We start from the raw sequence: 25,997 nt of genomic DNA on the forward strand, positions 1-25,997 counted from the left end.
CCACATGACGGACCGTCGCATCGACGAAGCCCACAAGGGCGGCGTCGACTACATCGCGGTCGAGGAGTCCGCCCCGTTCCGGGAGTTGAAGAAGCGGCAACGCAGCTTCGTCTTCCCCCTCGCGGTGGCGTTCCTCGTCTGGTACTTCGTCTACGTTCTGCTGTCGTCGTTCGCGCCGGAGTTCATGGCGCAGCCGGTCTCGGGAGCCATCACGGTGGGGCTCGTGCTGGGGCTCGGCCAGTTCGTCACCACGTTCGCCATCACCATGGGCTACGTCGCGTATGCCAACCGCCGCCTCGACCCGGGGGCCGAGGCGTTGCGGGTCGAACTCGAGCGAGCTGACGGGGGCCGCGCATGAACGACGTCTTCGCCAGCATCGAGGCGGCCGTGCAGACGGTCGAGAACAACCCGGTGCTCAACATCTCGATCTTCGGGGCGTTCGTCGCCGTGACCCTGTTCATCGTCATCCGGGCCAGCCGCAACAGCAAGACCGCGGCCGACTACTACGCCGCGGGTCGCTCGTTCACCGGGCCGCAGAACGGGTTCGCGATCGCCGGCGACTACCTGTCGGCCGCGTCGTTCCTCGGCATCGTCGGCGCCATCGCCATCAACGGCTACGACGGCTTCCTCTATTCGATCGGCTTCCTCGTCGCGTGGCTCGTCGCGCTGCTCCTCGTCGCCGAGCTGATGCGCAACACCGGCAAGTTCACGATGGCCGACGTGCTGTCGTTCCGTCTGAAGGAACGGCCGGTGCGCATGGCCGCGGCCATCACCACGCTGGCCGTCTGCTTCTTCTACCTCCTCGCGCAGATGGCCGGAGCCGGTGGCCTTGTGTCGCTGCTGCTGGGCATCACCGAGCGCGTCGGGCAGTCGATCGTCGTCGCGGTGGTCGGCATCCTGATGATCGTGTACGTCCTCATCGGCGGCATGAAGGGCACCACCTGGGTGCAGATCGTCAAGGCGTTCCTGCTGATCGGCGGCGCGATCGTCATGACGGTCTGGGTGCTGGCGATCAACGGCTTCAACCTCAACACGCTCCTCGAGAGCGCGGTGGCGGCCTCTCCCAAGGGTGATGCCGTCCTTGCGCCGGGCCTGCAGTACGGCAAGAACCCCTGGGACTTCATCTCGCTCGCGCTGGCCCTGGTGCTCGGCACCGCGGGTCTGCCGCACGTGCTGATGCGCTTCTACACCGTGCCCACCGCGAAAGAGGCGCGTCGCTCGGTGGTGTGGGCCATCTGGCTGATCGGTCTGTTCTACATCCTCACCCTCGTCCTGGGCTACGGCGCCGGTGCGATGGTCGGATCCGAGACGATCCTCGCCGCGCCCGGGGGAGTGAACGCGGCGGCGCCGCTGCTCGCCCTGGCTCTCGGCGGGCCGCTCCTGCTTGGGTTCATCTCGGCGGTGGCGTTCGCGACGATCCTGGCGGTGGTGGCCGGCCTCACGATCACGGCGGCCGCGTCGTTCGCGCACGACATCTACGCGAACGTCGTGAAGAAGGGCGACGTCCCGCCTGACGGCGAGGTCAAGGTCGCGCGGCGCACGGTCATCGTGATCGGCGTGCTCGCGATCCTCGGCGGCATCGGCGTGCAGGGGCAGAACGTCGCGTTCCTCGTGGCGCTGGCCTTCGCGGTCGCGGCGTCGGCGAACCTGCCGACGATCCTCTTCTCGCTTTTCTGGCGCCGCTTCACCACTCGCGGTGCCGTCTGGAGCATGTACGGCGGTCTGGGATCGGCCCTGGTGCTGATCTTCCTCTCGCCGGTGTTCTGGGGGACCGCGACGAGCGTGTTCGCCAACACGGGTGTGGCGATCTGGCCGCTGAACAACCCCGGCATCGTGTCGATTCCGCTCGGGTTCTTCCTCGGGTGGCTCGGGTCCGTCACGTCGCGGACGCCGGAGGATCCGCGCAAGGCCGCTGAGATGGACGTCCGCTCCCTCACCGGTTACGGCGCCGAGAAGGCCTCGAATCACTGACTGATAGATGCCCGGTCCCGCATCGCGAGGCCGGGCATCGTCGCGCGCGGCGCCCGGGGCGTTCAGGCCGAGGCGCGCAGGGTCTCGCCGAGGATCACGTCGCTCTCGAGCGAGAGCAGGTATTCCTTCACCTCGGGGTGGCCGCCGTATTCGCCGATCGAGCCGTCGGCGCGGACGACCCGGTGCACCGGGACGACGATCGAGAACGGCGACGACGCGCACGCCGTTCCCACCGCGCGGGCTGCTCGCGGGGCCCCGGCCATCATCGACACCTCGCCGTACGAGGCGACTTCGCCGTAGGGGATCTCGAGGGTGGCCTCGAGCGCAGCGCGGGTGAATCCGCGGGCGAAGCGCCAGTCGAGGGCGACATCGAAGGCCCGTCGCGTCCCGTCGAAGTACTCCTCGAGCTGCGAGACCAGGGGGTGGTCCGTGGGCTGATGGTGCTCGGGGACGACCCCGAGACGGTGCGCGATCTCGGCGCGCGCGAGCTCGAGACCGTCGAGGGCCACATTCAGACGCACGAGGGCGTCGTCGACGAAGGTCAGCAGGATCGGCCCGACGGGGCTGTCGTATTCGGTGCTGGTGACTCTGTTCATACGCTCATCCTCATGACCGTGCCCGGGGCGTGCGCCGCGATCGCGCGCGAATGGGGAGGATCTCGCCGACTCCCTACCTGGGGAGGAAGAGCCGGTGGCGCGGCGTGTCGCCGATTACCGCGAAACTCGGGCCCGCTGCGCACGATCCCGCACTGCCCGGCTTAGTCTGACAGGTGTGTGGCGAGCTGAGGACGGTGCCGTGATCGGCACTGACGGAGACGAGACGGTGTCGTCCGTCGATCCCGGCGACCTGCGATTGTCGGAACCCGGCATCGTGGTTCGCCACGTGGCCGACCCCGAACGCGACCGGATCCGGTCCGAGGCTGCGGCTCTCGGCGGACGTTCGACCCTCCTGCGCTTCGACGACGCCCGCGATGCCGGCATCGACATCACGAAGGCGCACCCGGGTTCGCTCCCGCAGTTCATCACGGGTCGCGCGACGATGCTGTCGAACCTCTTCCGCGACGAGGTGGCCCTGCGCACGGCCCGCATGGCCGCCGAGCGCATCACGGCGAAGAACGTCGAGCTGCGCACCGCGCGCGGCCTCGAGCCCGTGCACCTCGCGGTGGGCCTGTCGGCGTGGAAGATCGGGGGAGTGGAGTGGTCCGCTCCGGTCCTCCTGCGCCCGCTCGCCATCCGCCGCCACCACGGTGACTTCGAACTGAAGCTGCACGGCGCGTTCGTCATGAACCCCGAGCTCGCTCGCGCGTTCCGCACGCACCTCGGCATCCAGATCGATCCCGCGGCTCTCGCGGGCCTCGCCTACGACCAGGGCGTGTTCAAGCCGCAGCCGGTCATCGACCACATCCGCCGCCTCACTTCGCACGTGCCGACCTTCGTCGTGCACCCGCGTCTGGTGATCTCGTCGTTCGCCGACGTCGGATCGGGTATGGCTCGCGACACGCACGACCTCGACCACACCCTCTTGAACGCGCTCGCCGGTCACCCCGACGACCGCGCGCGCATCACGGTGCGTCGCGACGACCCGCAGGTCGTGAGCCCCGACGAGCGCACTCCCGCTGCCGACACCCTGCTCCTCGACGCGGATGCCGAGCAGGAGCGCGTCCTCGCCCGCATCGCCGCGGGGCAGTCGCTCGCCGTGCACACCCTGCCCGGCACGGGCGGCACGCAGACGGTCATCAACGCGATCGGGCAGCTCGTCCACGACAACAAGCGCGTGCTCGTGGTCAGTGCCCGTCGCTCGACGCTCGACGGCATCCGTCACCGTCTGGCCGGAGTCGGCCTCACGGGTCTCGCCGTCTCTCCGAACCACGTGCGTCGCGACCTCATCCGCGCGATCGGTCGCAACGAGAAGGCCGACCAGCCGAAGGTCGCCGAGATCGACGACGCCCTCGTGCGTCTGCGCACGGTCCTGCGCGACTACCGCTCCGCCGTGACCGAGCCGCACCTGGCGCTGGGCGTCTCGGCGCTCGACATCCTGCGCGCGCTGACGTCGTTGGCATCCACTTCTCCCGCTCCGTCGACCGAGGCCCGCTTCGATCTCGCGACCCTCGAGAGACTCGCCGGACGACGGGATGCCGCGGCCCGGGCGCTCGCGATGGCCGCGCGCCTCGGCGAGTTCCGCTTCGGGCCCGACGATTCGCCCTGGTACGGTGTCAGCTTCTCGCGGACCGAGGACGCGCGTGCGGCGCACGATCTCGCGGGCAAGCTCCACAGCAGCGACGTTCCTCGTCTGCTCGAGCGCGGGTACGAGCTCATCGCGCAGACGCGCATGCGCCCGTTCCAGACGGTGTCCGAGCTCGGGTCGTACCTGAAGCTCCTGCAGGGCATCCGCGAGTCGCTCGATCGCTTCAGCCCGAGTGTCTTCGAGCGTCCGCTCGGCGAGCTCATCGACGCGCACTCGCCGCGCCGCGACGCCTCCGCGATGAGCGGTCCCAACCGTCGTCGCCTCAAGCGGCTGTCGAAGGAGTACGTGCGCCCGGGCGTCCACGTGCCCGACATGTACGAGGCGCTCGTGCGCATCCAGCAGCAGCGTACGGAGTGGCAGCGCGTCGTCGACGCCGGCGTCACCCCCGAGGTGCCGCTGGGTCTCGCGGACGTCCACGTCGCGTGGCAGCGCACCGACGCCCTGCTCGGCGAACTCGATCAGATCCTCGGCCGTCAGGGCTCCGAGCGCCTCGCGACCCTGCCCGTGCAGCGTCTCGTGCGCACCCTCGCCGGTCTCGCCGCGGAGTCGACCTTCTTCGACAACCTCGTCGAGCGCGCGCAACTGCGTTCCGAGCTCGCGCGCCTGGGTCTCGAGCAGCTCCTCGTCGAGCTCTCGGTGCGCCACGTTCCCGAGGAGCGCGTGGGGGCCGAACTCGAGTTCGCGTGGTGGCAGTCGGCCCTCGAGCACCTGCTGCGCACCGACCGTGCTCTTCTCGGTGCGAACACGAGCGTCGTCGACCGTCTCGAGCGCGACTTCCGACTCGTCGACGAGGCCCACGCCGCTGCGGCCGGCCCGTTGCTCGCCGCTCAGCTCGCGACGCAGTGGCGTATCGGCATCGTCGATCACGCCGACGAGGCGGCCGCCCTCAAGCGCGTCCTGAAGGACGGCCTGCACACGGCGCAGGAGATGTCGGATGCCGCGCCCACCCTGCTGCGCACGCTCGCGCCGGTGTGGCTCGCGTCGCCGTACGAGGTTCCCGACGTTCCGACCGATCTCGCGTTCGACGTCGTCATCATCGCGGATGCCGCGGCCCTGTGCCTCGCCGAGGCGGCCCCGGCCCTGCGCCGGGCTCGCCAGGTCGTGCTGTTCGGCGACCCGGTGGTGCAGAAGCCCACCCCCTTCCGCGTGAGCGCGTCGATCGCCGCCGGCCCCGACGAGGCCGACGAGGTCCCCTTCGACGAGACCTCGGTCTTCGAGCGCATCGCCGAGCTGCTGCCCGTCGAGACGCTCACCCGCAGCTACCGCGCCGGCGGCGAGGATCTCTCGCAGCTGGTGAACGACGCCTTCTACGGCGGAGAGATCGTCTCGCTTCCCTGGGCCGGTTCGTACCTCGGCCGCGGCAGCCTGAGCGTCGATTACGTCGAGGGCGGTGTCGGTGCCCCCGACCCCGTCAGCGGCGCGGTCGAGAGCCCCGATGCCGAGGTCGCCCGCGTCGTCACGCTCGTCGTCGAGCACGCCGTGAACCGGGCGTCCGAATCGCTCATGGTCGTCACCGCCAGCCGCAAGCACGCCGAGCGCGTGCGTGCCTCGGTCGTGGCGGCGTTGGCCGGACGCTCCGACGTCGCCGAGTTCATCTCGAGGGATGCCGCCGAGCCCTTCGCCGTGCTGACGCTCGAGGAGTCCGTGGCCGAGAGTCGCGACCGCGTGGTGTTCTCGCTCGGCTTCGGTCTCACGCGCCACGGTCGCGTACTGAGCGACTTCGGCGACCTGTCGACGCCCGATGGGGAGCGACTGCTCACCGTCGGGATGACGCGTGCTCGCCGTTCGATGGTGATCGTGTCGTCGATCCGTCCCTCGGCGTTCGACGACGGCCGCCTCGAGCACGGTGCCGCGACCCTCATGGGCATTCTGGGCAATGTCGCGTCGCGCAGCCGCGAGACGCGCCTCGAAGACCTCGCCGATCCGCTGACCCGCGCCCTGGCGCGCGAGCTGCGCAGACTCGGCATCGAGGTCGACGTCGATTACCGCGGGTTGCTTCCCCTCGTCGCTCGCTACCAGGGCAAGGCGGTGGTGGCCGAGAGCGATCCCGAGACCATCGGCGAATCCCTCCGCGAGACCCTCCGTCTGCGGCCGCAGATCCTCCGCCGCCTCGGCTGGCACTACGTGCGCGTGCACGCGTTCGATCTGTACAGCGACCCCGCGGGCGTGGCATCCCGTATCGGGGAGCTCCTGGGGATCGCTCCCGACGACGCGGTCGCCCCCGATGCGACCACCGAGTCGCTCGATCTCCCCGACTGAGCGCGTGATGAGCGACACCCCGCACGATGCCGTCCCCGAGGCGGACGTGACGAGCGGTCGCGGCACCGAGCGTCAGCCGGTCGTCCGCGTCCGCGGTGCTCGTCGGGCGCGCCTTCTCGCCGCCCCGGGCACGACCGCCGAACCGGCGCCGGCCGATGATCCCGCGCGCGGGACGGGTGCGCGGCCCGCGGCATCCGGCCCCAACGACGAGCGCATGATGCGCGACGTCCCGCCGCACTACTGACCCGCGCAGACGAAACGGCGCCCGGACCGGGATGCGATCCCGGCGCGGACGCCGTCAGGGTGGGGCGATATCGGTTCAGAGTTTGTTCTGGCGCTCCAGCAGGTCGCGGATCTGCACGAGCAGCTCCTGCTCCGTCGGCAGCTTCGGCTCGTCCGAGGCGGGCTCGTTCACCCCGGCGCGCGCGGCGGCGATGGCCTTCCACCGGTTCATCGGGTAGACGAACACGAGGTAGACGACGATCGCCACGGCGAAGAAGCTGATGATCGCCGAGAGCAGGGTGGGGAGGGGGAAGACCACTTCCTGCCCGTAGATGCCCGTGATCGTCGGCCCGACCTCGCCGTTCTCGGCGGGCTTGTAGAACACCTCGATCAGCGGGGTGATGACCGCCGCGACGATGGCGTTGACGACCGCCGTGAACGCCGCGCCGATGACCACCGCGACGGCGAGGTCGATGACGTTCCCGCGGAGGATGAACTCCTTGAATCCCTTGATCATGCGCTGGCTCCTCTCAGGCCGCGCCGACTCGGGCTCAGGAGGCCGAGGACGGGGCGGACGACTTCGATTCCGACTTCGATGATGTCGAAGAACCGGTCGAGCCGCTACCGGACCCGCCGGAGGTGGAGCTGCGGGAGTCGGTGCGGTAGAACCCCGAGCCGTTGAACGTCACGCCGATCGATCCGTACTGCTTGCGCACCTCGCCGCCGCACTCGGGGCACTCGGTGAGGGCGGCGTCCGCGAACGACTGGACCGCGTCGAAACGGTGACCGCACTGCTTGCAGGCGTAGGAGTAGGTGGGCATGAGCGTCCTTCGGGTGTTCAGGAGGTGTGGGCGGCGAGCGGAAGCGTGCGCGTGGGGGTGACCACGCCCGTGACGGGCTGGTCGTGCACGTCGCGCGGCACGTCGTCGATGAGCTCGGAGTCGAAGATGACCGCGTACACCGGCGGGCACTTCTCCATCGAGCCGAGGGTCTTGTCGAAGTAGCCGCGGCCCCAGCCGAGACGCATGCCCTGGTGATCGACGGCGGCAGCCGGGATGATCAGGAGGTCGACGTCGTTGACGGCGATCGGCCCCAGAACGTCACCGATCGGTTCGGGAAGCCCGAACAGTCCCTCGGTGATCTCGGTGTCGGGAGTGGCCACGCTCCAGTCGAGCAGACCGTCTTCGCGGGTGATCGGGAGCAGGACCCGGATGCCGCGCCCCACCGCCGCGCGGACGAAGGCGTGCGTGCCGGGCTCGGTGGGGGTTGACAGGAAACACGAGATGCTGCGCGCGCCGAGGCGGGCGACGAGGGCGTCGAGCTGCTCTGTGACGCCGGCCGCGGCCACCTCGCGCGCATGGGCGGAGATGGTCTGGCGGCGTTCGCGCAGATCGGCGCGCAGTGCGCGCTTGGCCTGCTCGATACGATCCGGCATGCGTTAAGTCTACGGGTGGGCGCGTTACCGGCGGTGTCGTAGGACCCCGCTAAGGTATGCCCATGCCTCATAAGCCCTTCAAGGCCGTCATCCCGGCCGCCGGACTCGGTACGCGCTTCCTGCCCGCCACGAAGGCGATGCCCAAAGAGATGCTGCCCGTCGTCGACAAGCCGGCCATCCAGTACGTCGTCGAAGAGGCCACCGGCGCCGGCATCGAAGACGTCCTGATCATCATCGGTCGCAACAAGAACAACATCGCCAACCACTTCGACTCGATGCCCGAGCTCGAGGCGAAGCTGCGCGAGAAGGGCGATGACGACAAGCTCGCCAAGGTCGAGCACTCGTCCGAGCTCGCCGACATCCACATGGTGCGTCAGGGCGAGCCGAAGGGTCTGGGTCACGCGGTGCTGCGTGCGCGCAGCCACGTCGGCGACCACCCCTTCGCCGTCCTGCTGGGCGACGACCTCATCGACGAGCGCGACCCGCTGCTCACCAAGATGATGGACGAGTACGACAAGCGCGGCGGTGCCACCGTCATCGCGCTGATGGAGGTCGATCCCGCCCACATCCACCTCTACGGCGTGGCCGCCGTCGAGGCCACCGACGAAGAAGACGTCGTCAAGGTCACGCAGCTCGTCGAGAAGCCCAAGGCCGAAGACGCGCCCTCGAACCTGGCGATCATCGGTCGGTACGTTCTCGGTCCCGATGTCTTCGACATCCTCGAGCGCACCGAGCCCGGCAAGGGCGGCGAGATCCAGCTGACCGATGCCCTCGAAGAGCTCGCGACCGGTGGTGGCGACGGCGGCGGCGTGTACGGCGTCGTCTTCCGCGGGCGTCGTTACGACACCGGCGACCGTGTCGACTACATCAAGGCGATCGTGCAGCTGGCTGCCGACCGCGACGACCTCGGCCCCGCCCTCCGCCCCTGGTTCAAGGAGTTCGCGCAGGGTCTCTGACCCGGGCAAGACGCCATGGATCTGTCCGTCCCCCGGCGGCACGGCGACGTGTCGATCCGTCTCATCCGCAATCGCGATGCGCGCGTCCTCCAGCAGCAGCTGATCGACAACCGCTCGTGGTTGAAGCGGTGGGAGGCGACCAGCCCCGACGGTCCCGTGTCGTTCGACATGCGCCTCGGCATCCGTCGTCTCCTGCAGCAGTACCGTGACGGCGTCGGCGTCCCCTTCGTGATGGCGTGGGACGACGACGTCGCCGGGCAGCTGAACGTGTGGGGCGTGTCGCGCGGGTCGCTGGCGTCGGCGACGATCGGGTACTGGGTCGCCGAGGAGTTCGCGGGTCGCAACATCACCACGATCAGCGTGGCGATGGCGACCGATGTGTGCTTCACCGAGCTCAACCTGCACCGCGTCGAGATCTGCATCCGGCCCGAGAACCACGCCAGCCTGCGCGTGGTCGAGAAGCTCGGCTTCCGCTACGAGGGGTTGCGCCGCAAGTACATCCACATCGACGGCGATTGGCGCGACCACTACGCCTTCGCCCTCGTGCGCGAAGAGGTTCCGTACGGGGTGCTGGACCGATACGTGCGGGGGCAGGTCCCGCCGGATGCCGCTCGCGTTCCTCCTTCGGATCGGGTCTGAACGGTTCCGTTGCGATCCGCCTCCGGTACGTGGCGAAAGTCTCGTCGCGACACGCCGGGGGATGCCGAGGTGTGATCTCTCGGTGACCTACCTTTATGGCATGGGTGGGCAGGTTCTCAGCGGCGGCGTGATCGTCTTCGTCGCGGTCGCGCTCTGGCTCGTCTATCTGCTTCCGTCGTGGCAGAGCCGTCACCGGTTCACCTCTGCCGAACGCAATGCCGTGCGTCTCAACCAGGCGCTGCGCGTGCTCGCCGAGACAGCCGAGACGCCCCGCGAGGTCCGCCTGGAGCTGACGGCCCGCACCGCCCACCAACAGCAGAAGCTCGCGCGCCAGATCCAGGCCGAGAAGGCCCAGACCGAGCTCGCCGCGGCCAAGGCACGACTCGAGGTGGCTCGTCTCGAGAGTGCCCGCGATCGCGATGTCGTCAAGGAGCAGCGCGCCGCGGCCGTGGACCTGGCTCGTGCCGAGCGTGCCGCGGCCGTCGAGGTCGCTCGCGCCGAACGCGCTGCCGCGCTCGAGAAGACCCGCGCCGAGCGTGCCGCCGCCGTCGAGCGGGCGCACGCCGAGCGCGCCGCGGCCGTTGCGCGCCCCGAGGCTCGTCGAGTCCGTGCTCGCCGCCGCTTCCGTCTGAGCGTGACCACGGTGGGCCTTGCGGGCCTTGTTGCCGCGCTGGTCGGCCTCGCGCAGGTCGTCACCGGGGGAGCGCCGGTGCTACTTTCTCTCGGGTCGGTCGTCGTCGTGGCATCCCTCGTCGTCCTCCGCCGCATCTCGGTCGTGGCCGCCCGCACGGCGCCTGTGTCCGTTACGACGTCGGTGGCGACGCGCACGGTCGCGACAGAAGTTCAGGACGTCGCCCTCGTGCCCGAGCCGCGCCCCACGTGGACGCCTCGCGAGCTTCCGCGCCCGCTCGTCGCGTCGGCCGGGTCGCGTGCCGCCGCCGTGGTCGACGAGCAGATCGCCCGCGAGGCGCTGCGCGCCGCCGCCCGCGAGGAGGCCGCGCGCGAGTTCGCCGCCGAGCAGGCTCCCACCCCGATCGAGACGGCTCGTCCGGCCGCTGTCGCCCCCGCTCCGTCGCCGTATGCCGCGATGGGGTACGTCGACGAATCGGAGATCCAGGATCACGTTCAGCGGCTCCTGGCGCGTCGCGCGTCGGGGGAGTGACGCCGGCCCGTTCGCGGGTGCCGGGCTCGCTCCGTCGATCTCCCTCTCGACCGATGCTGTCAGCGGCATACGTTGCTCGTCGCGTGCTCGCCGGGGGCAGCGCGCGTCGAGGTGGGCGCGGATGACGTGATAGTGTTTACGAGGTTTCCGGGCCTGTGGCGCAGTTGGTAGCGCGCCTCGTTCGCATCGAGGAGGTCAGGGGTTCGAATCCCCTCAGGTCCACCAGAACACCACAAGAAGGCCTCCGCTCAGCGGGGGCCTTCTTCGTTTGTCGCCGGACTCTTCGGGGATGTGCGCACCTTCGCGCTGTAGGCCTGCGCCCTCGGGCTTCTTCCGCACGGCGGTGAGGAGCACGGGCTCGGATGCCCTCGGCCCCTCGTCCGATGGACGTCTCCGATTCAGTCGGCCTCCGCCGCGGCGCGTGCCCGGCGAGAGGCGACCGTCTTGCGGACGATCGCGATGATCACGGGTAGTACCGAGATGAGCACGATCACGATCATGAGGACGTCGATGTTGTCGACGATGAACGGGATGCCGCCCAGAAGCAGACCGATGAGGGTCATGGCCACGACCCAGAGCGTGGCGCCCAGGGTGTTCCACACGAGGAACCGGCGATAGTGCATATGCGCGGTCCCGGCTGCCACCGGCACGTACGTCCGCACGATCGGCACGAAGCGTCCGAGCACGAGGGAGCCGCCGCCGTACCGGGTGAAGAAACGCTCGGCATCGTGCAGACGTTCGGGGCGCAGCACGCGCGCGTCTTCGCGGAAGAGGCGGCGTCCGAAGCGTCGACCGAGCCAGTATCCGACTTGATCGCCCAGGATCGCGGCGGGGATGCCGACCAGCAGCACCTGCCAGGGCTGGATGCCGAGAGGGCCGGCCAGCACCGCCGCGGTGACCAGCAGGGAGTCGCCGGGCAGGAACGGGAACAGCACGCCCGACTCGATGAAAATGAGCAGCGCGATGCCCCCGAGCACCCAGGGCCCGAAAGCGTGGAGGATCGACGCCGCGTCGGGCAGGATCCCGGTCGCCATGGCGACGGAGTGGATGGTCACGGCAGGTTCGCTCCCCGATTCGATCCGGCGCGCGTGGGTTCGCGGGCGCCGGGGCCCGGGGCGACGCTAACGCCCGCGCTCTAAGGAGTCGCCAAGAATCCAAGGATGAGCGGACGAAGCGCGGGTGAATGGCGGGCGGCGCGGCATCCGAAGCTTCCTCGAAACCGCGCCTGATGGCGCGGCCGGTGCCTACGACGCGGGCTCGGGAAGCCGCGCGCCCGCACGGATCTCCTGCAGGGCCCAGGAGTTGCCGTCGGGATCTGCGAAGAACGCGTAGCGCACCCCGCCGCCCGTGTCCTGCACCGGCGTCACCTCGAGGCCCTTCCCCGCGAGGTCCGCGCGAACGGTGTCCAGGTCTTCGACCACCAGGTGCATGTTCGACACCGGCGTCCCAGCCCCCATTCCGACGCCGAAAGCGATCGAACAGGCGGAGCCGGGCGGGGTGAGCTGAACGACACGCATGCCGTTTCCGGGGGAGACATCGTGGTCGAGGACGAAGCCCATGACGTCGCGGTAGAACGAGATGCTCCGGTCGACGTCGGACACGGGCAGGGGGACCAGCTCGAGGCGCATGCTCACGAGCTCACACTCCCGCTCTCGGCCCAGCCGCTGGGGGCGGCGATGTTGAACATCCAGGCCACGCCCCACGGGTCGGTCACCTCGCCGTAGAGGTCGCCCCACATCTGCTTCTCGAGCGGCTGCACGACCTCGGCGCCGCGCTCGACGAAGCGGTCGTAGAAGCCGCGCACGCGATCGAGCTCGTCGCTCATGAAGGCCGCGTGCACGCGGTTCGCGCCCCAGCCGCCTTCGGGCTCGCCGAAGGCGTCGGCGCCCATCACGGTGAAGCCGTCGGCGCGCAGCTCGGAGTGCATCACGCCGTCGGCGGGGGCATCGGCCATGCCGAAGTCGCCGAACGTGCTGATCTTGAGCTCTCCGCCGAAGACCGACTCGTAGAAGGTCATCGCCTCGCGGGCGGCTCCGGCGAACGAGATGTAGACGACGAGCGAGGTGGCCATGAGGCATCCTTCCGGCGGCGGGTGGTGGCCCTCACCCTAGACCCGTGCGTGGCGATGGCGCCGGCCGCCGCCTGCCATGCTCGAGACCATGAAGCCGTCTGCCACCGTCGTCGCCGGCGCTGTGTGCGCGGTGGTGGTCGTGGGACTGGCGGCGTTGACGGTGCCGGCCTTCGCGCCGCTGGGGACCGTCGCCTCAGTGGCCGCGGGCCTCACCGCGTCGCTGGAGTCGACTCCGAGCGATCCGTCGACGCCGTCGGCATCCGCAGCGCCGGTCGATCCCTACGGGCCTCCCGAGGGGTACGTCCACGTCGGGAACGGTACGTACATTCCCGGTGGCGGCTTCGGCGACTGCGCGGAATCCGCCTACATCCACATGGGCAGTCAGGACGGTCAGGCGCCCACCGCAAGCCTGTTCGGCAAGCTCGTCGACACGGGCGTGAGGGAGTTCGCGGCGGGGACCCCCGCGTTCGCCGATGACGGGCGGATCGCCACCTACACGGTCGCGCCGGGCGATGTCCCCACGGCGATCGGCGACCGGTTCTGCATCTGGAACGGCATGTCCCTCACCACGCTCAACGGCATCCCGGGCAGCACCGCCATCCAACCCGGTCAGGTGCTGGTGCTGGATCCCGCGGCGGTCCCGGGGTTCGTCTTCGATTACCCCTACGCCCGGTGATCGCCCGCCGGGACCGGCACGTGGCATCCGGTCGTCAGGCGCCCTGGAACGCCCGCAGCTGAGCGAGCAACGTCGGGGCTCCCGCATCGAAACGCTTGCCGCCGATGAACACGCCGCCCGCGAAGACGATCGCGCCCCAGAGCAGTCCGATCGCGAGCGAGACCCATCCGGCGCCCGTCACTCCGAAGAAGACGGCCATCACGGCGGGGATCACGGCGGGCAGCGCCAGCACGGCGACGAGAGCCCAGCACAGGAAGAACGCCAGGAACATCGTGAACGTCGACCCGGGCACGCGCTTGAAGGGCGAGTCGCCGGGGGCGGGCGTGGGAACGACGAGCAGGGCCGAGCTCACGGCACTGACACCGAGGCCGACCAGCGTGAGGCCCATCGAGCCGCCGATGACCGCGGGGAGCAGCTCCCACTTGCCGACGATCCCCAGCGTCACGACATCGGCGAGTAGCACGAGCGGGATGCTCACGGTCGCCGATCCGAGCATGCGCCCGAGACGGTCGGCGCGCCCGCGGATACCGGTCTGCATCACCGTGGCGAAGGCGGTGCCGTCGTACGACACGTCGGTGTACGCCAGGATGCCGGCGAAGAATCCGACCAGCAGGCCCGAGGCCGCGAAGAACGGCCCGTCGAGATCGCCGCGTGAGTAGACGAGAACGAGGACGGGGGCGAACGGGATCAGCAGCAACTGCCGCAGATACCGAAAGTCCCGCGTCCACGACGTGAGTGAGCGCGCCCAGGTCGCCCCGACGGGACTCGAGGGCATGATGCCGAACCACCCCAGCGATCCGGACCGGCGACGCGTGGCCACGCGTGCCGGAGGACCGACGAGGGATGCCGCCAGGCTCCGCCGCCAGAGCACCCACAGCAGCGCGAGGGTGGCGGCCGCGATGACGAGCTTGAGGAGCCCCGTGATCCACGCCCCCGCGGCGAGGTCGCCCGGAACGGCCCACGCCGCGGCGACCGGGGTCCACGACAGCGCCGAGACGACGGTTTGCAGCTGCGCCCCCTGCTCGCTCGCCGAGAACAGCAGGTTCGTGACCCCGATGAAGAGCGGACTCGCGAAGATGACGAGGGCAAACCCGACCAGACCCACGACCTCGCGCGTGCGGCGGCCCCCGCCGATGCCCGCGGCGAGAGCGGCCACCGCGCGCGACGCGACGACGCAGATCACCACGCCGAGGGGGACGCACACGACGGCGGCCACGGCCGCGGCCGGGTAGCGGGCCCAGACGAGGAACACGGCGAGGGATCCGATCGCGGTGGTGATCCCGGGCACGCCCGTGAGCCCACCCGCGGTGATCGCGACCATCATCTGCCGGGTCGTCATCGGGAACGGTGCGAGCTTCGCGGGATCGAGGGTGGTGTCGAGCCCCGCGGCGAAGATCGGTCCCACCACCCACCCGAGGGTCAGCACCGCGCCCGCCAAGGTGATGACGGCACGCGCGATGTCGAGGTCGAGCGTTCCGACGAAGAAGAGGCCGACGCCCGCGAGGAACAGCATCCAGACCGCACCGATGACGCCGAAGATGAAGCCGACCAACTGCATGGGGCTCCGCGACAGGGTGTTGCCCAGCACGCGGAACCGGATCTTCAGGACTGTCGCAACCACTGCGGCCCCTCCGCGTGGTGGCGCCCGCCGACCAGCTCGACGAAGCGGTCCTGAAGGGTGTGTCCACCGCGGACCTCGTCGACGGTCCCGGATGCCAGCAATCGGCCCTGCGCGATGATGGCGACGTGGTCGCACATGCGTTGCACGAGGTCCATCGAGTGGCTCGAGACGATGACCGTGCCGCCCGAGGCGGTGTAGCCGCGCAGGATGTCTTCGATGTTGGCCGCCGACACGGGGTCGACGGACTCGAAGGGTTCGTCGAGGACGAGCAGGCGGGGGGCGTGCACGAGAGCACAGGCGAGGGCGACCTTCTTGGTCATGCCCGCGGAATAGTCGACGACGGGCGTGCCCGCGGCCTCGGTGAGGTCCATGATCTGCAGCAGGTCGGCCGTGCGGGCACCGACCTCCTCGCGCGTGAGGCCGAACATCATGCCGGTGTAGGTGACGAGTTGCTCGCCGGTCAGCCGGTCGAACAGACGCACGCCGTCGGCGAGATTGCCGATGAGCTTCTTCGCCTCGACCGGGTGGGTCCAGACGTCGACTCCGTGGATGCCGACCGTGCCGGCATCCGGCCTCAGGAGTCCCGTCGCCATCGACAGCGTGGTGGTTTTGCCCGCGCCGTTGGGGCCGACCAGGCCGTAGAACGACCCGGTCGGAACGACGAGGTCGAGGCCTTCGACCGCGACCTTCTGACCGAAGCGTTTGGCGAGACCGGTCACCTGCATCGCCGGGCGGGAGTCGGTCGAGGCGCGGGGCGCGACCGCCTCGGGCAGGGCGGACGGCGGGGGGACGTCACGAGGGATGTCGGTCACTCCTCGAACCTATCGGCGGGCAGCGGGGCATTCCCAGCCCCGCTGCGCAACTCTGCGTTCTCAGTACCGGATGGCGTCGATGACCTCGACCCGAACGGCGACGAGAGCGATGTTCATCCGCCCCGGAGCGCCACGCCCCCGAGCGTCCTGAGAACGACGGGGGCGTGGCATCCGGTGTCCTATCGGGTCACTCCTTCGGAGGCGAGACGACGTTCGGCTTGGTCGGGTCGAGGGGCGCTCCGGTCCCGACACGGGCGTGGCTGCGGGAGTACGCGAAGTAGATCGCGAAGCCCAGGGCCAACCAGATGAGGAACCGCAACCACGTCTCGACCGACAGGTTGAGCATGAGGTAGGTGCAGATGGCGGCCGAGAGGATCGGCAGGACCGGGCTCCACGGCACGCGGAATCCGCGCTTGAGGTCGGGGCGCTTGCGGCGCAGCACGATCACGCCGATCGAGACGAGCACGAACGCCGACAGGGTGCCGATGTTGACCATCTCTTCGAGGATGCCGACGGGCGTCAGGCCCGCGACGAGGGCGACGATCACGGTCACCACGATCGAGATGACCCACGGGGTGCGGAAACGCGGGTGCACCTTGGCGAGAGCGCCGGGGAGCAGCCGGTCGCGCGACATCGCGAAGATGATGCGCGTCGCGCCGATGAGCAGCGTCAGCACCACGGTGGTCAGACCCGCCACGGCGCCGGCGGCGATGACCGTCGCCATCCACGTCTGGCCACGCGACGCGAACGCCTCGGCGAGGGCGGCCTTCGGGTTCAGCTCGTCGAAGGGCACCATGCCGGTCACGACCACGGCGACGGCGCAGTAGAGGATCGTGCAGATGACGAGCGAGGCGATGATGCCGATCGGCAGGTCGCGCTGCGGGTTCTTGGTCTCTTCGGCCGTCGTCGCCACGACATCGAAACCGATGTAGGCGAAGAACACCAGGGCCGCACCGGCGAGGATGCCCCCGACGCCGAACGTCGCCGGCTCGAGGCCCGAGAGGAACTGCAACAGCGGCTGGGTGAGGCCGGAGGCCGACTCGGTGGGGACCGACGGCGGGACGAAGGGGGTGTAGTTGGCCGGATTGATGAAGAGGATGCCGGCCACGATGACGAACAGCACGATGAAGAGCTTCACGGCCACCAGCACGAGGTTGACCCGGAGGGACTCCTTGATGCCGACCGTCATGAGGCCGCCGAGGACCAGGACGAGAAGGATCGCGGGCACGTCGACGACACCGCCGGAACTCACCGCCTCGGGCAGGACGATGCCGAGTTGCTGAAGGAAGGTGCTGAGGTAGGCGCTCCACCCCTGGGCCACGACGCTCGCGCCGAGGAACATCTCGAGGATGAGATCCCACCCGATGATCCACGCGAAGAGTTCGCCGAGCGAGGCGTACGAGAAGGTGTACGCCGATCCCGAAACGGGGACGGTGGAGGCGAATTCGGCGTAGCACATGGCCGCGAGACCGCACGCGATCGCGGCGATGATGAAGCTGATCACGACAGCCGGGCCGGCGACCTCGTTGGCGGCGCGACCGGTCAGGGTGAAGATGCCCGCGCCGATCACGACGCCGACACCGAAGACGGTCAGGTCGACGGCGCTGAGGGACTTCTTGAGCCGGAACTCCGGCTCATCGGTGTCGGCGATGGATTGCTCCACCGACTTGGTTCGGAAAAGACTCACGCGACGCATCCTCTGTCTCGAGCGATGTCCAGGGAGCGAACACCACCCAGGGAGGATAGTCCCCCGACGGGCGCGGTGCCTATCTTCGGGGAGGGCTCGACAGTCGCGCCTTTATCAGAGATGACTAATGCGGGAAATTCATTGAATGCGGGTGTAAGCTTTTTCGTATTATGGCTATGAAGCACATCACGCACCTCGTCGACGACCTCGACGGCTCTGTTCTCGAAGACGGCCAGGGAAAGCAGATCACCTTCTCCGTCGAAGGTCGCGCTTACGAGATCGACCTCTCCGACCGCAATGCGGACAAGTTCTATTCGGCGATCGCCCCGTTCGTGGATGCCGCTCGTTCGGTGTCCCGTGGCAATTCGTCCGCGCGCCGCCCCCGTGCTGCTCGCCGCTCGAACGACGTCGATCTCGGTGCCGTTCGGGAATGGGCGCGCGCGAACGGACACACCGTGAGCGATCGCGGTCGCGTTCCCGCGACGATTCTCGACGCGTACGCCGAGGCGAATTCCTGAACCTCGCTTGTTCTCCTCTCGGCCGGGCGTGAATGCGACGGCCGAGAGCATGACGATGTTCGCCCCCGCAGCTTGTCGCGTGCTGCGTCACCCGCGTGGAATCGCGGACGCGCCGCGCAGGGCGGGGGTCGGTGAAAGCGGACGAGTCGGCGGGTGAATTCCCAAACCGCAGCCCGGAATGCGCCTCGTCGGCGGCTTATGGTCGCGACATGGCGAAAAAGCACATCATGCAGACGATCGACGACCTCGACGGTTCGGTCATCGAAGACAGAACGACTGTGACCTTCTCTCTGGAAGGGCGTTCCTATGAAATCGATCAGTCTTCTGACAATGCACACAAACTGCGCGACGCCTTTCGGCCGTACATGACGGCCGCGCGCCCGGTCGGTTCTTCTCCGTCTCCTCCGCGACGCACCCCGCGCGGGCGGGCCATTCCGACCCGCGATGTGATCGACGTGCGTTCCTGGACACAGAAGAACGGTTTCTCGATCACTGATCGCGGACGCATTTCCGCCACTGTCCTCGCGGCATCCGACGCCGCGCATTAAACCCCCGAACGCGAAGAACCGGATGCCCCGTCGAGGCGGCATCCGGTTCTTCTTTTCTTCCGGTCAGACGAGCGCGGTGCGTCCTGCGCCCGCGGCGAGTCGCTCCGCGGCGAGTCCCTCTGCTGCCGCGAGCGGGGTCAGGCCCCGGTTCGCCGCCTCGTCGAAGACGCGGCGGACGGTGTCGCCGATGCCGGCGACGCGTCCCATGATGTCGTCGAGGCTGCCGCGCTTCTTCGCCACCAGGTCGAGGTAGATGACCCCGCCCGCGTTGACGACGAAGTCGGGCGCGTAGAGGATGCCCCGGGCGGCGAGACGGTCGGCGCCGGAGCGGTCGGCCAGAGGATTGTTCGCGGGACCGCAGACGGAGCGGGCGTCGAGGGCGTCGATCACGTCGTCGGTGAGCACCCCGCCGATGCCCGCGGGAACGAAGACGTCGGCGGGAATGAGGTGCGCCTCGCTCGGCTCGACCCACGCCGCGCCCAGTTCGGTCGCGAGAGCGCGCTTGGCGGGATTCACGTCGGTGACGGTGAGAACGGCGCCCTCGCCGGCGAGACGCTCGGCAAGGCGGCTGCCCACCTGGCCGAGACCGGCGATGGTGACGCGGCGCCCGGCCACGGCGCCGGTTCCGACGGCACGCTCAAGGGTCGCGACGAGCGAGGCGTACACGCCGAGGCTCGTGGGACCGGCCGGTTCACCCGAGCCGCCGACCGTGTCGGGGAGCCCGACCACGTGCGCGGTGCGCTCGCTGACGACGAGCATGTCCTCGGTGGTCGAACCCACGTCCTCGGCGGTGCGGTACAGCCCGCCCAGGCTCTCGACCGCGTCACCGAGGTCGAGGAACGCGGCGCGGCGCCGGTCGGCGTCGAGCACGGCGCCCTCCGGCAGTCCGATGACCGACTTGCCGCCGCCCGCGTCGAGGCCGGCGGCGGCGTTCTTGAGCGTCATCGCGGCCGAGAGGCGGAGCGCGTCGCCGAGCGCGTCGGTCCACGACGGGTAGGTCCACAGGCGCGCGCCGCCGAGAGCGGGGCCGAGGACGGACGAGTGCAGGGCCACGGCGACGAACAGACCGCTGCGTCGCCCCGTGATCACCTCCACGCGTTCGTGGGTGAAATCGGGCAGGGGCAGAGCGGTTGTCATCGCGTTCCTTGTCGTCGGTCGCCTTGTGGGCGGCACTGTGCGGATGCCGCGGCGTTGCGGCATCCGGGATCTATTCTGACCCGTCGGCGGGCGTCACGCGAGCGGCCCCGCGGCGCCTCGGACGAGACCACACGATCCGCGCGAGCGCACATGGCCGGCCCGCGCTCGCGTCCGGCCCGCGGCGGGGCTCGCTCTAGGCTGTCGGGCATGACCGACGCCCTTTCCGCCCGTAGTCGCCTGGTCGCCGCCGCCCTCGAGGAGGCGGGCATCGCCGGCCGCATCGTCGTGCTGTCGGGTGCCGCGTCGACGGCTGCGCTCGCCGCCGCCGCCCTCGGTGTCGAGGTCGGCGCGATCGCCAACAGCCTCGTGTTCTGGAGCGACGACGAGCCATTGCTCGTCATGACCAGTGGCGCGCACCGGGTCGACACGGCGGCTCTCGCCGAGCGGCTCGGGCGCGGCGGCATCCGCCGGGCGACCCCCGAGCAGGTGCTCGCGGCGACCGGCCAGCCCATCGGGGGAGTGGCGCCGACCGGACACCCCGCGCCCCTGACGACGGTGGTCGACGAGGACCTCGCGGCGTTCCTCGAGATCTGGGCCGCGGGCGGCACGCCGCACACGGTGTTCCCGCTGACGTTCGACGAGCTGGTGCGGTTGACCGGCGGGACGGTGACGCGGGTGGTCTGAGTGCGGGCGCGGCGCGGCGTCTCGCCGTGGCCCCGGGGCCATCTTCGGCGCCCCGGGGCCACGTCGCGTGCCCCATGAAAAGGGAGGGGCCGGGCGGCGGCGGTTCGGGGCGGCGCCGCCCGGCGGGCTCACACCCCGGGGGCGGGTGTGAGGGCTGTGAGGCAGACCACCGCGGCGGTGGCTGACCACGCCTGCGGACGGCAGGCGGCGGGGTACGGCGTCGGCACCGACGAGTGGGTGCGCGGGTCGCCCGCGTGCAGCTCGGGCACGCGGTACGCGAAGCCCTCGGCGGCGTCCAGCAGACCGTCGACCACGGACCGCGCCTCGTCGTGCAGGCCCGCGCGCAGCATGCCGTGCGCGGCGATCGCGGTGTCGTGCACCCAGACGCTGCCCCCGTGGTACGACAATGGCCAGTACCCGGCGGCGCCGGTCGACATGGTGCGGATGCCGTATCCACTCGACATGCTCTCGCCGAGCAACAGCTGGGCGACGTGCGCCTCTTCTTCGGCCGACAGGATGCCGGTGCCGAGCAGGTGCCCGATGTTGCTCGTCAGCGTGTCGACCGGACGCTTGTCGCGGTCGAGCGCGACGGCGGGGTAGCGGCCCTCGGGCGTCTCGACCCAGTACGTGGCGGCGAAGCGCTCCTTGAGGTCGGCGGCCCAGGAGCGCCAGAACGCGGCGTCATCGGCATCCGCCCCCTCGCCGAACTCCTCGAGGAGGTCGGCTCCGGCCAGGGCGGCCTCGTACGCGTAGGCCTGCACCTCGCACAGGGCGATCGGACCCTCGGCGAGACTGCCGTCGCGCCACTGGATGGAGTCGCCGGAGTCCTTCCACCCCTGGTTCGACAGGCCCGTGCCCATGCGGTCGATGTAGTCGAGGAAGCCGTCGCCGTCGCTGTCGCCGCTGTCGCGGATCCAGCCGAGGGCGCCGCGGAGCGTCGGGAGGAGCGCCCGCACCTCGGCGCCGGGCATGCCGGCGCGCCGGGCGTCGGCGAGAAGACAGATCCACAGCGGGGTCGAATCGACGCTGCCGTAGTACTTCGGCGGCAGCACGATGCCCTCGCCGGGGATCTCGAGCGCCGAGGCCCGCAGCTCGTGCAGGATCTTGCCCGGCTCCTGCGCGGTCTGCGCGTCGTCGTCGGCGCCCTGCAGGCGGGCGAGGACACGCAGAGTGGATGCCGCGATCTCGCGGTCGAGCGGGAGCGCGAGCCGCGCGCCCCAGATCGAGTCGCGGCCGAAGAGCGTGAAGAACCACGGCGCCCCCGCGGCGAAGAACTCGTCGTCGGGGTGATCGGGGAGCACGAGCCGCAGGGCGTCGAGGTCGTCGAGCGCCGCGCGCAGCCACCGCGACAGGCGCGGGTCGGGGGCGCCGGCGGCGACCGCCGCGGCATCCCATCGCGCGGGAGCGGTCGCCGAGCCCACGACGAGCGTGTCGTCGCGCAGCGTCAGCGTCCACCCGATCTCCGCGGAGCCGAAGGGGGCGATCTCGACGTCCCACTCGGCCTCGACGTCGTGATCGGTCGACGCCACGCGAGCGCCCGGAGCGACGAGCTCGAGGCCTTGGGCACCGGCATCCACCCGGATCTTCTCTCCGTCGACCACGGTCTCGGCGTCGCGAGCGGAGGCGTGGCCCGACTTCACCTCGTGCAGCTGCGCGAACTCAGGAGTGAGCGCCAGGCGCAGCGTGGTGCGGATCGGCTGATCGACGCGTGAGTGCAGGGTCCACGACTCGCTCACCACGCCGTCGTCGACGCGACGGTCGCGCAGCAGGCGCACCTTCGGGTCGGGGGTGGTGTCGTCGAGCCCGCGCAGCAGCCCGCCGAAGACCACGCGCGAGGCGCCGTCGGGGGCGGTCGAGATCCACTCGATCGGCGAGCCGTCGCAGCTCGCGGTGAGCGAGCGCACGTGCCGCACGTCGCCGTGGTAGACACCGTGCACCGCGGCCGCGCCCATGTCTCCCGTGCCGTTGGACCACACCTGGGTGGGGGCCCGCAGAACGATGAGCGCATCGCTGAGCAGCGGTTGCAGGGGAGGGGAGTCGACCGTCGTCCCGGCAGGCGAGGTGGTGGGGGCGGTGGTCATTCTTTGACGGCTCCTTCGCTGGCGTTCATGATGCGGCGCTGGAAGATGAAGAACACCACGGCGACCGGAATCGTCATGATGGCCGCGGCCGCGAGTTTGAGGGGGAATTGGCTGCCCTGGCTGAGCTGACCGCTGGCCAGCGACGCCACGCCCTTGGTCAGCGTGGTCAGCTCGGGGGACTGAGTGGAGATGACGAAGTGGCTCAGCTCGTTCCACGATCCCTGGAATGACAGGATCACGATCGTGATGAGCGCGGGCCGCGCCATCGGCAGCACGACCGACCAGAAGATGCGGAACGTGCCGGCTCCATCGATGCGGGCCTGCTCCTCGACCGAGGGCGGGATCGACTCGAAGAAGTTCTTCATGATGAACACGCCCGCGGCATCCACCAGCAGCGGCAGGATCATGCCCGCGTACGAGTCGTAGATGCCCAGCTGATTGATGACGAGGAACTTCGGGATCAGCAGCACCACGGTCGGCACCGCCATGACCGCGATGAGGGCCGCGAACACGACCCCGCGCCCGCGGAACTGCAGACGGGCGAGCGCGTAGCCGGCGAGGGAGTTGAAGAACACCCGGCCCGCGGTGACGAACACGGTCACCACGACCGAGTTGCCGAACCACACGGGGAAGTCGGAGTTCAGGAACAGTCGCTCGTAGGCCGCCCATGTGAAGGGCTGCGGCGCGAGCGAGATCGGGTTGGCCGCCGCCGCGGCATCCGTCTTGAACGACGTCGCCACCTGCACGAGGAACGGATAGATGTAGATGACCGCGAGCACGATCAGCAGGACGTACAGACCGATCTGCCAGCGCAGGGCCTTGCCCGACAGGCGGTGCTTCGCGGGCTTGACGGGTCCGTCGATGCGCTGTTCGGCGAGGACGGTGGTCGGGGGAGAGGCCGTGGCGGTCATCGCTGCATTCCCTTCTGCGCAGGCACCTCGTACTGGCGCAGGCGTCGGCGTGAGACCGGGCGATCGCGCAGCACGAAGCGCTGCAGGATGGTGAGGGCCACGATGATGACGAAGAGCACGAAGGCGATCGCCGCACCCTGCCCCCACTGCTGCGAGAGGAACGCCGAGGAGTAGCTGAGGTAGGCGGGCGTCAGCGTCGTCTTTCCGGGCCCACCCTGGGTGCCCGTGTAAATCTGGTCGAACACCTGCCACGTGCCGATGAGGCCGAGGGTCAGCACCGTGAACAGCACGGGCTTGAGCTGCGGCAGGGTCACGCGCCAGAAGCGCTGCCAGCCGTTCGCGCCGTCCATCATCGCGGCCTCCTGCACGTCGGCGCCGATGTTCTGGAGGCCCGCGATGAACAGCAGCATGAAGGTGCCCGAGGTGGTGAACACGGCCATGAGGATGAAGGCCGACATCGCGACCGAGGGTCCGGCGAGCCAGTCCCACCACGAGACGCCGAGCATCGTGTTGCCGGTGAGGAAGGCCGGGCCGCTCGTGACGCCGACCGCGCCAAGGAGGTTGTGCACGACGCCCGAGGGATCGCTGAACCAGTTCGGTCCGTTGATGCCGAGCCACGACAGCACCTCGTTGACGGCACCGGATGCCGAGAAGAGGAAGAGCCACAGCACGGTGATGGCCACCGAGCTCGTGACCGAGGGGAAGTAGAAGGCGGTGCGGAACAGACCGCGTCCGCGCAGGATCGCGCGGTTGACGAGCACCGCGAGGAAGAGCGACAGCGCGGTCTGCAGCGGCACGACCAACAGCACGTACCAGGCGTTGTTGCGCAGCGCCGTGCCGAAGTCGCGCTCGGCCAGCCCGCCGCCGGTGGTGACCGCGGCGTAGTTGTCGAGGCCGACGAAGCCGACGTTGGACGAGAAGGGGCTGCCGCGCCCGGTCCAGTCGGAGAAGCTCACCCACAGCGCCATGAGCACGGGGACGAGCAGGAACACGCCCAGGATGATCAGAACGGGGGCGGTGAACAGCCAGCCGGCGGCGGCCTCGCCGCGCCGGATCCCCGGGGAGGAGGATCCGGCGCGACGCGGCGCTGAGGTGAGAGCACTCATGGTTACTTGGTGATGGCCTCGAGGTTGGATTGCGCCGTCTTGAGCAGCGCCTGCGGGTCACCGGTCTTCAGGGACTCCAGCTGAGCGTTGAAGTCGGTGATGACGTCGGCGGCGCCGGCCATGTTCGGCGGGAACTGCGCGTACTCGGCACCGGAGAGGAACGCCGTGAGGTCGGGGTTCGCGGAGCTCCACGCGTCGGCGGCCGACTGGATCGAGGGCATCGGGCCGAAGGCCTTCGAGAACGCCAGCTGCTGGTCGGTCGAGGTCAGGAACTCGACGAGCGAGCGTGCCTGCTCCTGGTTGCCGCTGTCGGCGGCCATGCCCCAGCAGTTGGTGAACTGCAGCGTGCCCTTGCCGCCGGGGCCCGCGGGCAGCTCGGCGACCTTGTACTTCACGCCGGGGTAGTCGGCCGACAGTGCGCCGGTGATCCAGTTGCCCTCGATGACCATCGCGGCCTTCTGGGTGCCGAACGCCTCGCCGCCCCAACCCGCGCCCACATCGGACGCGAAGGCGAAGGTGCCGTCGTTCAGGTGCGTCTTGACGTAGTTCAGCGCCTCGACGTTGGCGGAGCTGTCGGCTGTGGCCTTGCCGTCGGTGACGAGTCCGCCGCCGGCCTCGGCCATGAAGGCGCCCACGCGCTGGTACTCGGCGCCGAACGCGAGACCGACGCGGCCGTCGGTGGTGAGCTTCTGAGCGACGGATGCCAACTGGTCCCAGGTCGTGGGGACATCGGCATCCGTGAGCCCTGCCGCCGACCAGAGGTCGGTGTTGATGATGAGGGCCAGGGTCGAGAAGTCCTTGGGCGCGCAGTAGAACTTCCCGTCGACGGTGAAGTTGTCGACGAGCGAGGGGTAGAAGTCGTCCTTGTTCGCCAGGTCGTCGCCGTAGGCGGCGATCGAGCCGTTCGCGGCGTAGCCGGCGAGGGCCTCGGGGGCGAGGTAGAAGAGGTCCGGCGGCGAGCCGGCGGCGAAGCCCTGCGAGAGCTGCTGGGGGAGGTCGTTGGCGGTCTGGACCTCGGCCTGCACGCCCGACTGCTGGCTCCAGGCGGCGACGGCGTCGGTGACGGCCTTGGTCTCGGCGTCCCCCGAGGAGCCGATGAGGATGCTCAGCGTGCCCGAGCCCGAGGCTTGGGACTCGCCGGGGGTGTCGTTGAAGCCCGAGCCGCACGCGGTGAGCGTGAGCGCTCCGGTGGCGAGTAGTGCGCCGGCGGCGAGCCAGTTCCGGGCGGTGTGCCGTGTCATGTGTCTCTCTCCTTCG

At 69.8% G+C, this 25,997-nt stretch carries 26 protein-coding genes and 1 tRNA gene; 12 read left to right on the forward strand and 15 right to left on the reverse strand.

Going from position 1 to position 25,997, the window contains the following annotated elements; genetic code table 11:
- Positions 1–4: 4 nt before the first annotated feature.
- The gene (locus tag BLS25_RS14705; RefSeq protein WP_056229087.1) at positions 5–358 is read left to right on the forward strand and encodes a DUF485 domain-containing protein; all 354 of its coding nucleotides are present in this window, start codon (positions 5–7) and stop codon (positions 356–358) included.
- On the forward strand, positions 355–1,971 hold the full coding sequence (locus tag BLS25_RS14710) for a solute symporter family protein (protein ID WP_056229084.1): 1,617 nt from the start codon (positions 355–357) through the stop codon (positions 1,969–1,971). The genes BLS25_RS14705 and BLS25_RS14710 overlap by 4 nt, the downstream gene beginning before the upstream one ends.
- Before the next feature lie 62 nt (positions 1,972–2,033).
- On the opposite strand, the gene BLS25_RS14715 is transcribed toward BLS25_RS14710, so the two are convergent.
- A complete protein-coding gene (locus tag BLS25_RS14715; RefSeq protein WP_056229080.1) occupies positions 2,034–2,567 on the reverse strand; it encodes a methylated-DNA--[protein]-cysteine S-methyltransferase in 534 nt (177 codons plus the stop codon).
- 199 nt (positions 2,568–2,766) lie between these two features.
- Between BLS25_RS14715 and BLS25_RS14720 the strand changes: the two genes are divergently transcribed.
- Together BLS25_RS14720 and BLS25_RS14725 are read left to right on the forward strand one after the other, a co-directional pair.
- The gene (locus tag BLS25_RS14720) at positions 2,767–6,474 is read left to right on the forward strand and encodes an AAA family ATPase (protein WP_176786387.1); all 3,708 of its coding nucleotides are present in this window, start codon (positions 2,767–2,769) and stop codon (positions 6,472–6,474) included.
- Between the two features lie 7 nt (positions 6,475–6,481).
- Positions 6,482–6,718, forward strand: a complete 237-nt coding sequence (locus tag BLS25_RS14725) for a hypothetical protein (RefSeq protein ID WP_056229076.1) — start codon at positions 6,482–6,484, stop codon at positions 6,716–6,718.
- A gap of 75 nt (positions 6,719–6,793) precedes the next feature.
- Here BLS25_RS14725 and mscL read toward each other — a convergent pair whose 3' ends face one another.
- The 3 genes from mscL to BLS25_RS14740 are packed head-to-tail and all read right to left on the reverse strand — an operon-like array spanning position 6,794 to position 8,131.
- On the reverse strand, positions 6,794–7,213 hold the full coding sequence (gene mscL / locus BLS25_RS14730; protein ID WP_056229073.1) for a large conductance mechanosensitive channel protein MscL: 420 nt from the start codon (positions 7,211–7,213) through the stop codon (positions 6,794–6,796).
- A 34-nt stretch (positions 7,214–7,247) separates the two neighbouring features.
- The gene (locus BLS25_RS14735) at positions 7,248–7,517 is read right to left on the reverse strand and encodes an FmdB family zinc ribbon protein (RefSeq protein WP_056229069.1); all 270 of its coding nucleotides are present in this window, start codon (positions 7,515–7,517) and stop codon (positions 7,248–7,250) included.
- Between the two features lie 17 nt (positions 7,518–7,534).
- Positions 7,535–8,131 carry a 5-formyltetrahydrofolate cyclo-ligase gene (locus tag BLS25_RS14740; protein WP_056229066.1) on the reverse strand — a complete coding sequence of 199 codons (597 nt, stop codon included), beginning with the start codon at positions 8,129–8,131 and terminating at the stop codon, positions 7,535–7,537.
- 62 nt (positions 8,132–8,193) lie between these two features.
- Between BLS25_RS14740 and galU the strand changes: the two genes are divergently transcribed.
- The 4 genes from galU (at position 8,194) to BLS25_RS14760 (ending at position 11,113) form a co-directional block, all read left to right on the forward strand.
- Complete coding sequence (gene galU, locus BLS25_RS14745; RefSeq protein ID WP_056229819.1) at positions 8,194–9,087, forward strand: UTP--glucose-1-phosphate uridylyltransferase GalU; 894 nt, start codon at positions 8,194–8,196, stop codon at positions 9,085–9,087.
- 15 nt (positions 9,088–9,102) lie between these two features.
- The gene (locus tag BLS25_RS14750; RefSeq protein ID WP_056229062.1) at positions 9,103–9,726 is read left to right on the forward strand and encodes a GNAT family N-acetyltransferase; all 624 of its coding nucleotides are present in this window, start codon (positions 9,103–9,105) and stop codon (positions 9,724–9,726) included.
- Positions 9,727–9,826: 100 nt separating this feature from the next.
- On the forward strand, positions 9,827–10,888 hold the full coding sequence (locus tag BLS25_RS14755) for a hypothetical protein (protein WP_074696684.1): 1,062 nt from the start codon (positions 9,827–9,829) through the stop codon (positions 10,886–10,888).
- A 149-nt stretch (positions 10,889–11,037) separates the two neighbouring features.
- Positions 11,038–11,113, forward strand: a tRNA-Ala gene (locus tag BLS25_RS14760).
- Between the two features lie 173 nt (positions 11,114–11,286).
- Here the strand turns inward: BLS25_RS14760 and BLS25_RS14765 are convergent.
- The 3 genes from BLS25_RS14765 to BLS25_RS14775 all read right to left on the reverse strand — a co-directional run bounded on the left by BLS25_RS14765 (position 11,287) and on the right by BLS25_RS14775 (position 12,959).
- Entirely contained in the window at positions 11,287–11,922 is a 636-nt protein-coding gene (locus BLS25_RS14765) for a DedA family protein (RefSeq protein ID WP_074696836.1), read from the reverse strand.
- Positions 11,923–12,132: 210 nt separating this feature from the next.
- Positions 12,133–12,516, reverse strand: a complete 384-nt coding sequence (locus BLS25_RS14770) for a VOC family protein (protein WP_371129346.1) — start codon at positions 12,514–12,516, stop codon at positions 12,133–12,135.
- A 2-nt stretch (positions 12,517–12,518) separates the two neighbouring features.
- The gene (locus BLS25_RS14775; protein WP_074696688.1) at positions 12,519–12,959 is read right to left on the reverse strand and encodes a VOC family protein; all 441 of its coding nucleotides are present in this window, start codon (positions 12,957–12,959) and stop codon (positions 12,519–12,521) included.
- A gap of 88 nt (positions 12,960–13,047) precedes the next feature.
- Between BLS25_RS14775 and BLS25_RS14780 the strand changes: the two genes are divergently transcribed.
- Entirely contained in the window at positions 13,048–13,635 is a 588-nt protein-coding gene (locus tag BLS25_RS14780; RefSeq protein WP_176786388.1) for a LysM peptidoglycan-binding domain-containing protein, read from the forward strand.
- A 34-nt stretch (positions 13,636–13,669) separates the two neighbouring features.
- Here BLS25_RS14780 and BLS25_RS14785 read toward each other — a convergent pair whose 3' ends face one another.
- From BLS25_RS14785 to BLS25_RS14795, 3 genes are all read right to left on the reverse strand, one after another.
- Positions 13,670–15,256 carry a hypothetical protein gene (locus tag BLS25_RS14785; protein ID WP_074696692.1) on the reverse strand — a complete coding sequence of 529 codons (1,587 nt, stop codon included), beginning with the start codon at positions 15,254–15,256 and terminating at the stop codon, positions 13,670–13,672.
- On the reverse strand, positions 15,238–15,981 hold the full coding sequence (locus tag BLS25_RS14790) for an ABC transporter ATP-binding protein (protein ID WP_074696838.1): 744 nt from the start codon (positions 15,979–15,981) through the stop codon (positions 15,238–15,240). Before BLS25_RS14790 ends, BLS25_RS14785 begins: the two co-directional genes overlap by 19 nt.
- 274 nt (positions 15,982–16,255) lie before the next feature.
- The gene (locus tag BLS25_RS14795) at positions 16,256–17,755 is read right to left on the reverse strand and encodes an amino acid permease (RefSeq protein ID WP_074696840.1); all 1,500 of its coding nucleotides are present in this window, start codon (positions 17,753–17,755) and stop codon (positions 16,256–16,258) included.
- A 170-nt stretch (positions 17,756–17,925) separates the two neighbouring features.
- Here BLS25_RS14795 and BLS25_RS14800 point away from each other — a divergent pair, with 170 nt between their 5' ends.
- The gene (locus BLS25_RS14800) at positions 17,926–18,273 is read left to right on the forward strand and encodes a histone-like nucleoid-structuring protein Lsr2 (protein WP_056229047.1); all 348 of its coding nucleotides are present in this window, start codon (positions 17,926–17,928) and stop codon (positions 18,271–18,273) included.
- Between the two features lie 209 nt (positions 18,274–18,482).
- Positions 18,483–18,821, forward strand: a complete 339-nt coding sequence (locus BLS25_RS14805; RefSeq protein WP_074696694.1) for a histone-like nucleoid-structuring protein Lsr2 — start codon at positions 18,483–18,485, stop codon at positions 18,819–18,821.
- Between the two features lie 63 nt (positions 18,822–18,884).
- Here the strand turns inward: BLS25_RS14805 and BLS25_RS14810 are convergent, their stop codons facing one another.
- Entirely contained in the window at positions 18,885–19,958 is a 1,074-nt protein-coding gene (locus tag BLS25_RS14810) for a Glu/Leu/Phe/Val dehydrogenase family protein (RefSeq protein ID WP_074696696.1), read from the reverse strand.
- Positions 19,959–20,165: 207 nt separating this feature from the next.
- Between BLS25_RS14810 and BLS25_RS14820 the strand changes: the two genes are divergently transcribed.
- Entirely contained in the window at positions 20,166–20,642 is a 477-nt protein-coding gene (locus BLS25_RS14820; RefSeq protein WP_074696698.1) for a YbaK/EbsC family protein, read from the forward strand.
- A 128-nt stretch (positions 20,643–20,770) separates the two neighbouring features.
- Here BLS25_RS14820 and BLS25_RS14825 read toward each other — a convergent pair whose 3' ends face one another.
- Genes BLS25_RS14825 through BLS25_RS14840 form a run of 4 tightly spaced genes read right to left on the reverse strand, consistent with a single transcriptional unit; the run spans position 20,771 to position 25,981 of the window.
- Positions 20,771–22,723: a glycogen debranching N-terminal domain-containing protein gene (locus BLS25_RS14825; RefSeq protein ID WP_074696700.1), complete on the reverse strand. Its 1,953-nt coding sequence runs from the start codon at positions 22,721–22,723 to the stop codon at positions 20,771–20,773.
- A complete protein-coding gene (locus BLS25_RS14830; RefSeq protein ID WP_074696702.1) occupies positions 22,720–23,634 on the reverse strand; it encodes a carbohydrate ABC transporter permease in 915 nt (304 codons plus the stop codon). The genes BLS25_RS14825 and BLS25_RS14830 overlap by 4 nt, the downstream gene beginning before the upstream one ends.
- Positions 23,631–24,740, reverse strand: coding sequence for a carbohydrate ABC transporter permease (locus BLS25_RS14835; protein ID WP_074696704.1), 1,110 nt, complete (start codon positions 24,738–24,740; stop codon positions 23,631–23,633). Before BLS25_RS14835 ends, BLS25_RS14830 begins: the two co-directional genes overlap by 4 nt.
- A 2-nt stretch (positions 24,741–24,742) precedes the next feature.
- On the reverse strand, positions 24,743–25,981 hold the full coding sequence (locus BLS25_RS14840) for a sugar ABC transporter substrate-binding protein (RefSeq protein ID WP_074696706.1): 1,239 nt from the start codon (positions 25,979–25,981) through the stop codon (positions 24,743–24,745).
- Between the last annotated feature and the right edge of the window lie 16 nt (positions 25,982–25,997).

The sequence above is a fragment of the Microbacterium testaceum StLB037 genome (assembly GCF_900104345.1).
GTDB classification, from domain to species: domain Bacteria; phylum Actinomycetota; class Actinomycetes; order Actinomycetales; family Microbacteriaceae; genus Microbacterium; species Microbacterium testaceum_A.

Bases quoted from the DNA above. Each gene is read 5' to 3' on its own strand.
- BLS25_RS14780 (WP_176786388.1), top strand. From the start codon at position 13,048: ATGAAGCCGTCTGCCACCGTCGTCGCCGGCGCTGTGTGCGCGGTGGTG.
- BLS25_RS14810 (WP_074696696.1), bottom strand. From the start codon at position 19,958: ATGACAACCGCTCTGCCCCTGCCCGATTTCACCCACGAACGCGTGGAG.
- mscL (WP_056229073.1), bottom strand. From the start codon at position 7,213: ATGATCAAGGGATTCAAGGAGTTCATCCTCCGCGGGAACGTCATCGAC.
- BLS25_RS14825 (WP_074696700.1), bottom strand. From the start codon at position 22,723: ATGACCACCGCCCCCACCACCTCGCCTGCCGGGACGACGGTCGACTCC.
- BLS25_RS14770 (WP_371129346.1), bottom strand. From the start codon at position 12,516: ATGCGCCTCGAGCTGGTCCCCCTGCCCGTGTCCGACGTCGACCGGAGC.
- BLS25_RS14725 (WP_056229076.1), top strand. From the start codon at position 6,482: ATGAGCGACACCCCGCACGATGCCGTCCCCGAGGCGGACGTGACGAGC.
- BLS25_RS14840 (WP_074696706.1), bottom strand. From the start codon at position 25,981: ATGACACGGCACACCGCCCGGAACTGGCTCGCCGCCGGCGCACTACTC.
- BLS25_RS14735 (WP_056229069.1), bottom strand. From the start codon at position 7,517: ATGCCCACCTACTCCTACGCCTGCAAGCAGTGCGGTCACCGTTTCGAC.
- BLS25_RS14800 (WP_056229047.1), top strand. From the start codon at position 17,926: ATGGCTATGAAGCACATCACGCACCTCGTCGACGACCTCGACGGCTCT.
- galU (WP_056229819.1), top strand. From the start codon at position 8,194: ATGCCTCATAAGCCCTTCAAGGCCGTCATCCCGGCCGCCGGACTCGGT.
- BLS25_RS14830 (WP_074696702.1), bottom strand. From the start codon at position 23,634: ATGACCGCCACGGCCTCTCCCCCGACCACCGTCCTCGCCGAACAGCGC.
- BLS25_RS14710 (WP_056229084.1), top strand. From the start codon at position 355: ATGAACGACGTCTTCGCCAGCATCGAGGCGGCCGTGCAGACGGTCGAG.
- BLS25_RS14775 (WP_074696688.1), bottom strand. From the start codon at position 12,959: ATGGCCACCTCGCTCGTCGTCTACATCTCGTTCGCCGGAGCCGCCCGC.
- BLS25_RS14750 (WP_056229062.1), top strand. From the start codon at position 9,103: ATGGATCTGTCCGTCCCCCGGCGGCACGGCGACGTGTCGATCCGTCTC.
- BLS25_RS14715 (WP_056229080.1), bottom strand. From the start codon at position 2,567: ATGAACAGAGTCACCAGCACCGAATACGACAGCCCCGTCGGGCCGATC.
- BLS25_RS14705 (WP_056229087.1), top strand. From the start codon at position 5: ATGACGGACCGTCGCATCGACGAAGCCCACAAGGGCGGCGTCGACTAC.
- BLS25_RS14805 (WP_074696694.1), top strand. From the start codon at position 18,483: ATGGCGAAAAAGCACATCATGCAGACGATCGACGACCTCGACGGTTCG.
- BLS25_RS14790 (WP_074696838.1), bottom strand. From the start codon at position 15,981: ATGCAGGTGACCGGTCTCGCCAAACGCTTCGGTCAGAAGGTCGCGGTC.
- BLS25_RS14740 (WP_056229066.1), bottom strand. From the start codon at position 8,131: ATGCCGGATCGTATCGAGCAGGCCAAGCGCGCACTGCGCGCCGATCTG.
- BLS25_RS14820 (WP_074696698.1), top strand. From the start codon at position 20,166: ATGACCGACGCCCTTTCCGCCCGTAGTCGCCTGGTCGCCGCCGCCCTC.
- BLS25_RS14755 (WP_074696684.1), top strand. From the start codon at position 9,827: ATGGGTGGGCAGGTTCTCAGCGGCGGCGTGATCGTCTTCGTCGCGGTC.
- BLS25_RS14835 (WP_074696704.1), bottom strand. From the start codon at position 24,740: ATGAGTGCTCTCACCTCAGCGCCGCGTCGCGCCGGATCCTCCTCCCCG.
- BLS25_RS14765 (WP_074696836.1), bottom strand. From the start codon at position 11,922: ATGGCGACCGGGATCCTGCCCGACGCGGCGTCGATCCTCCACGCTTTC.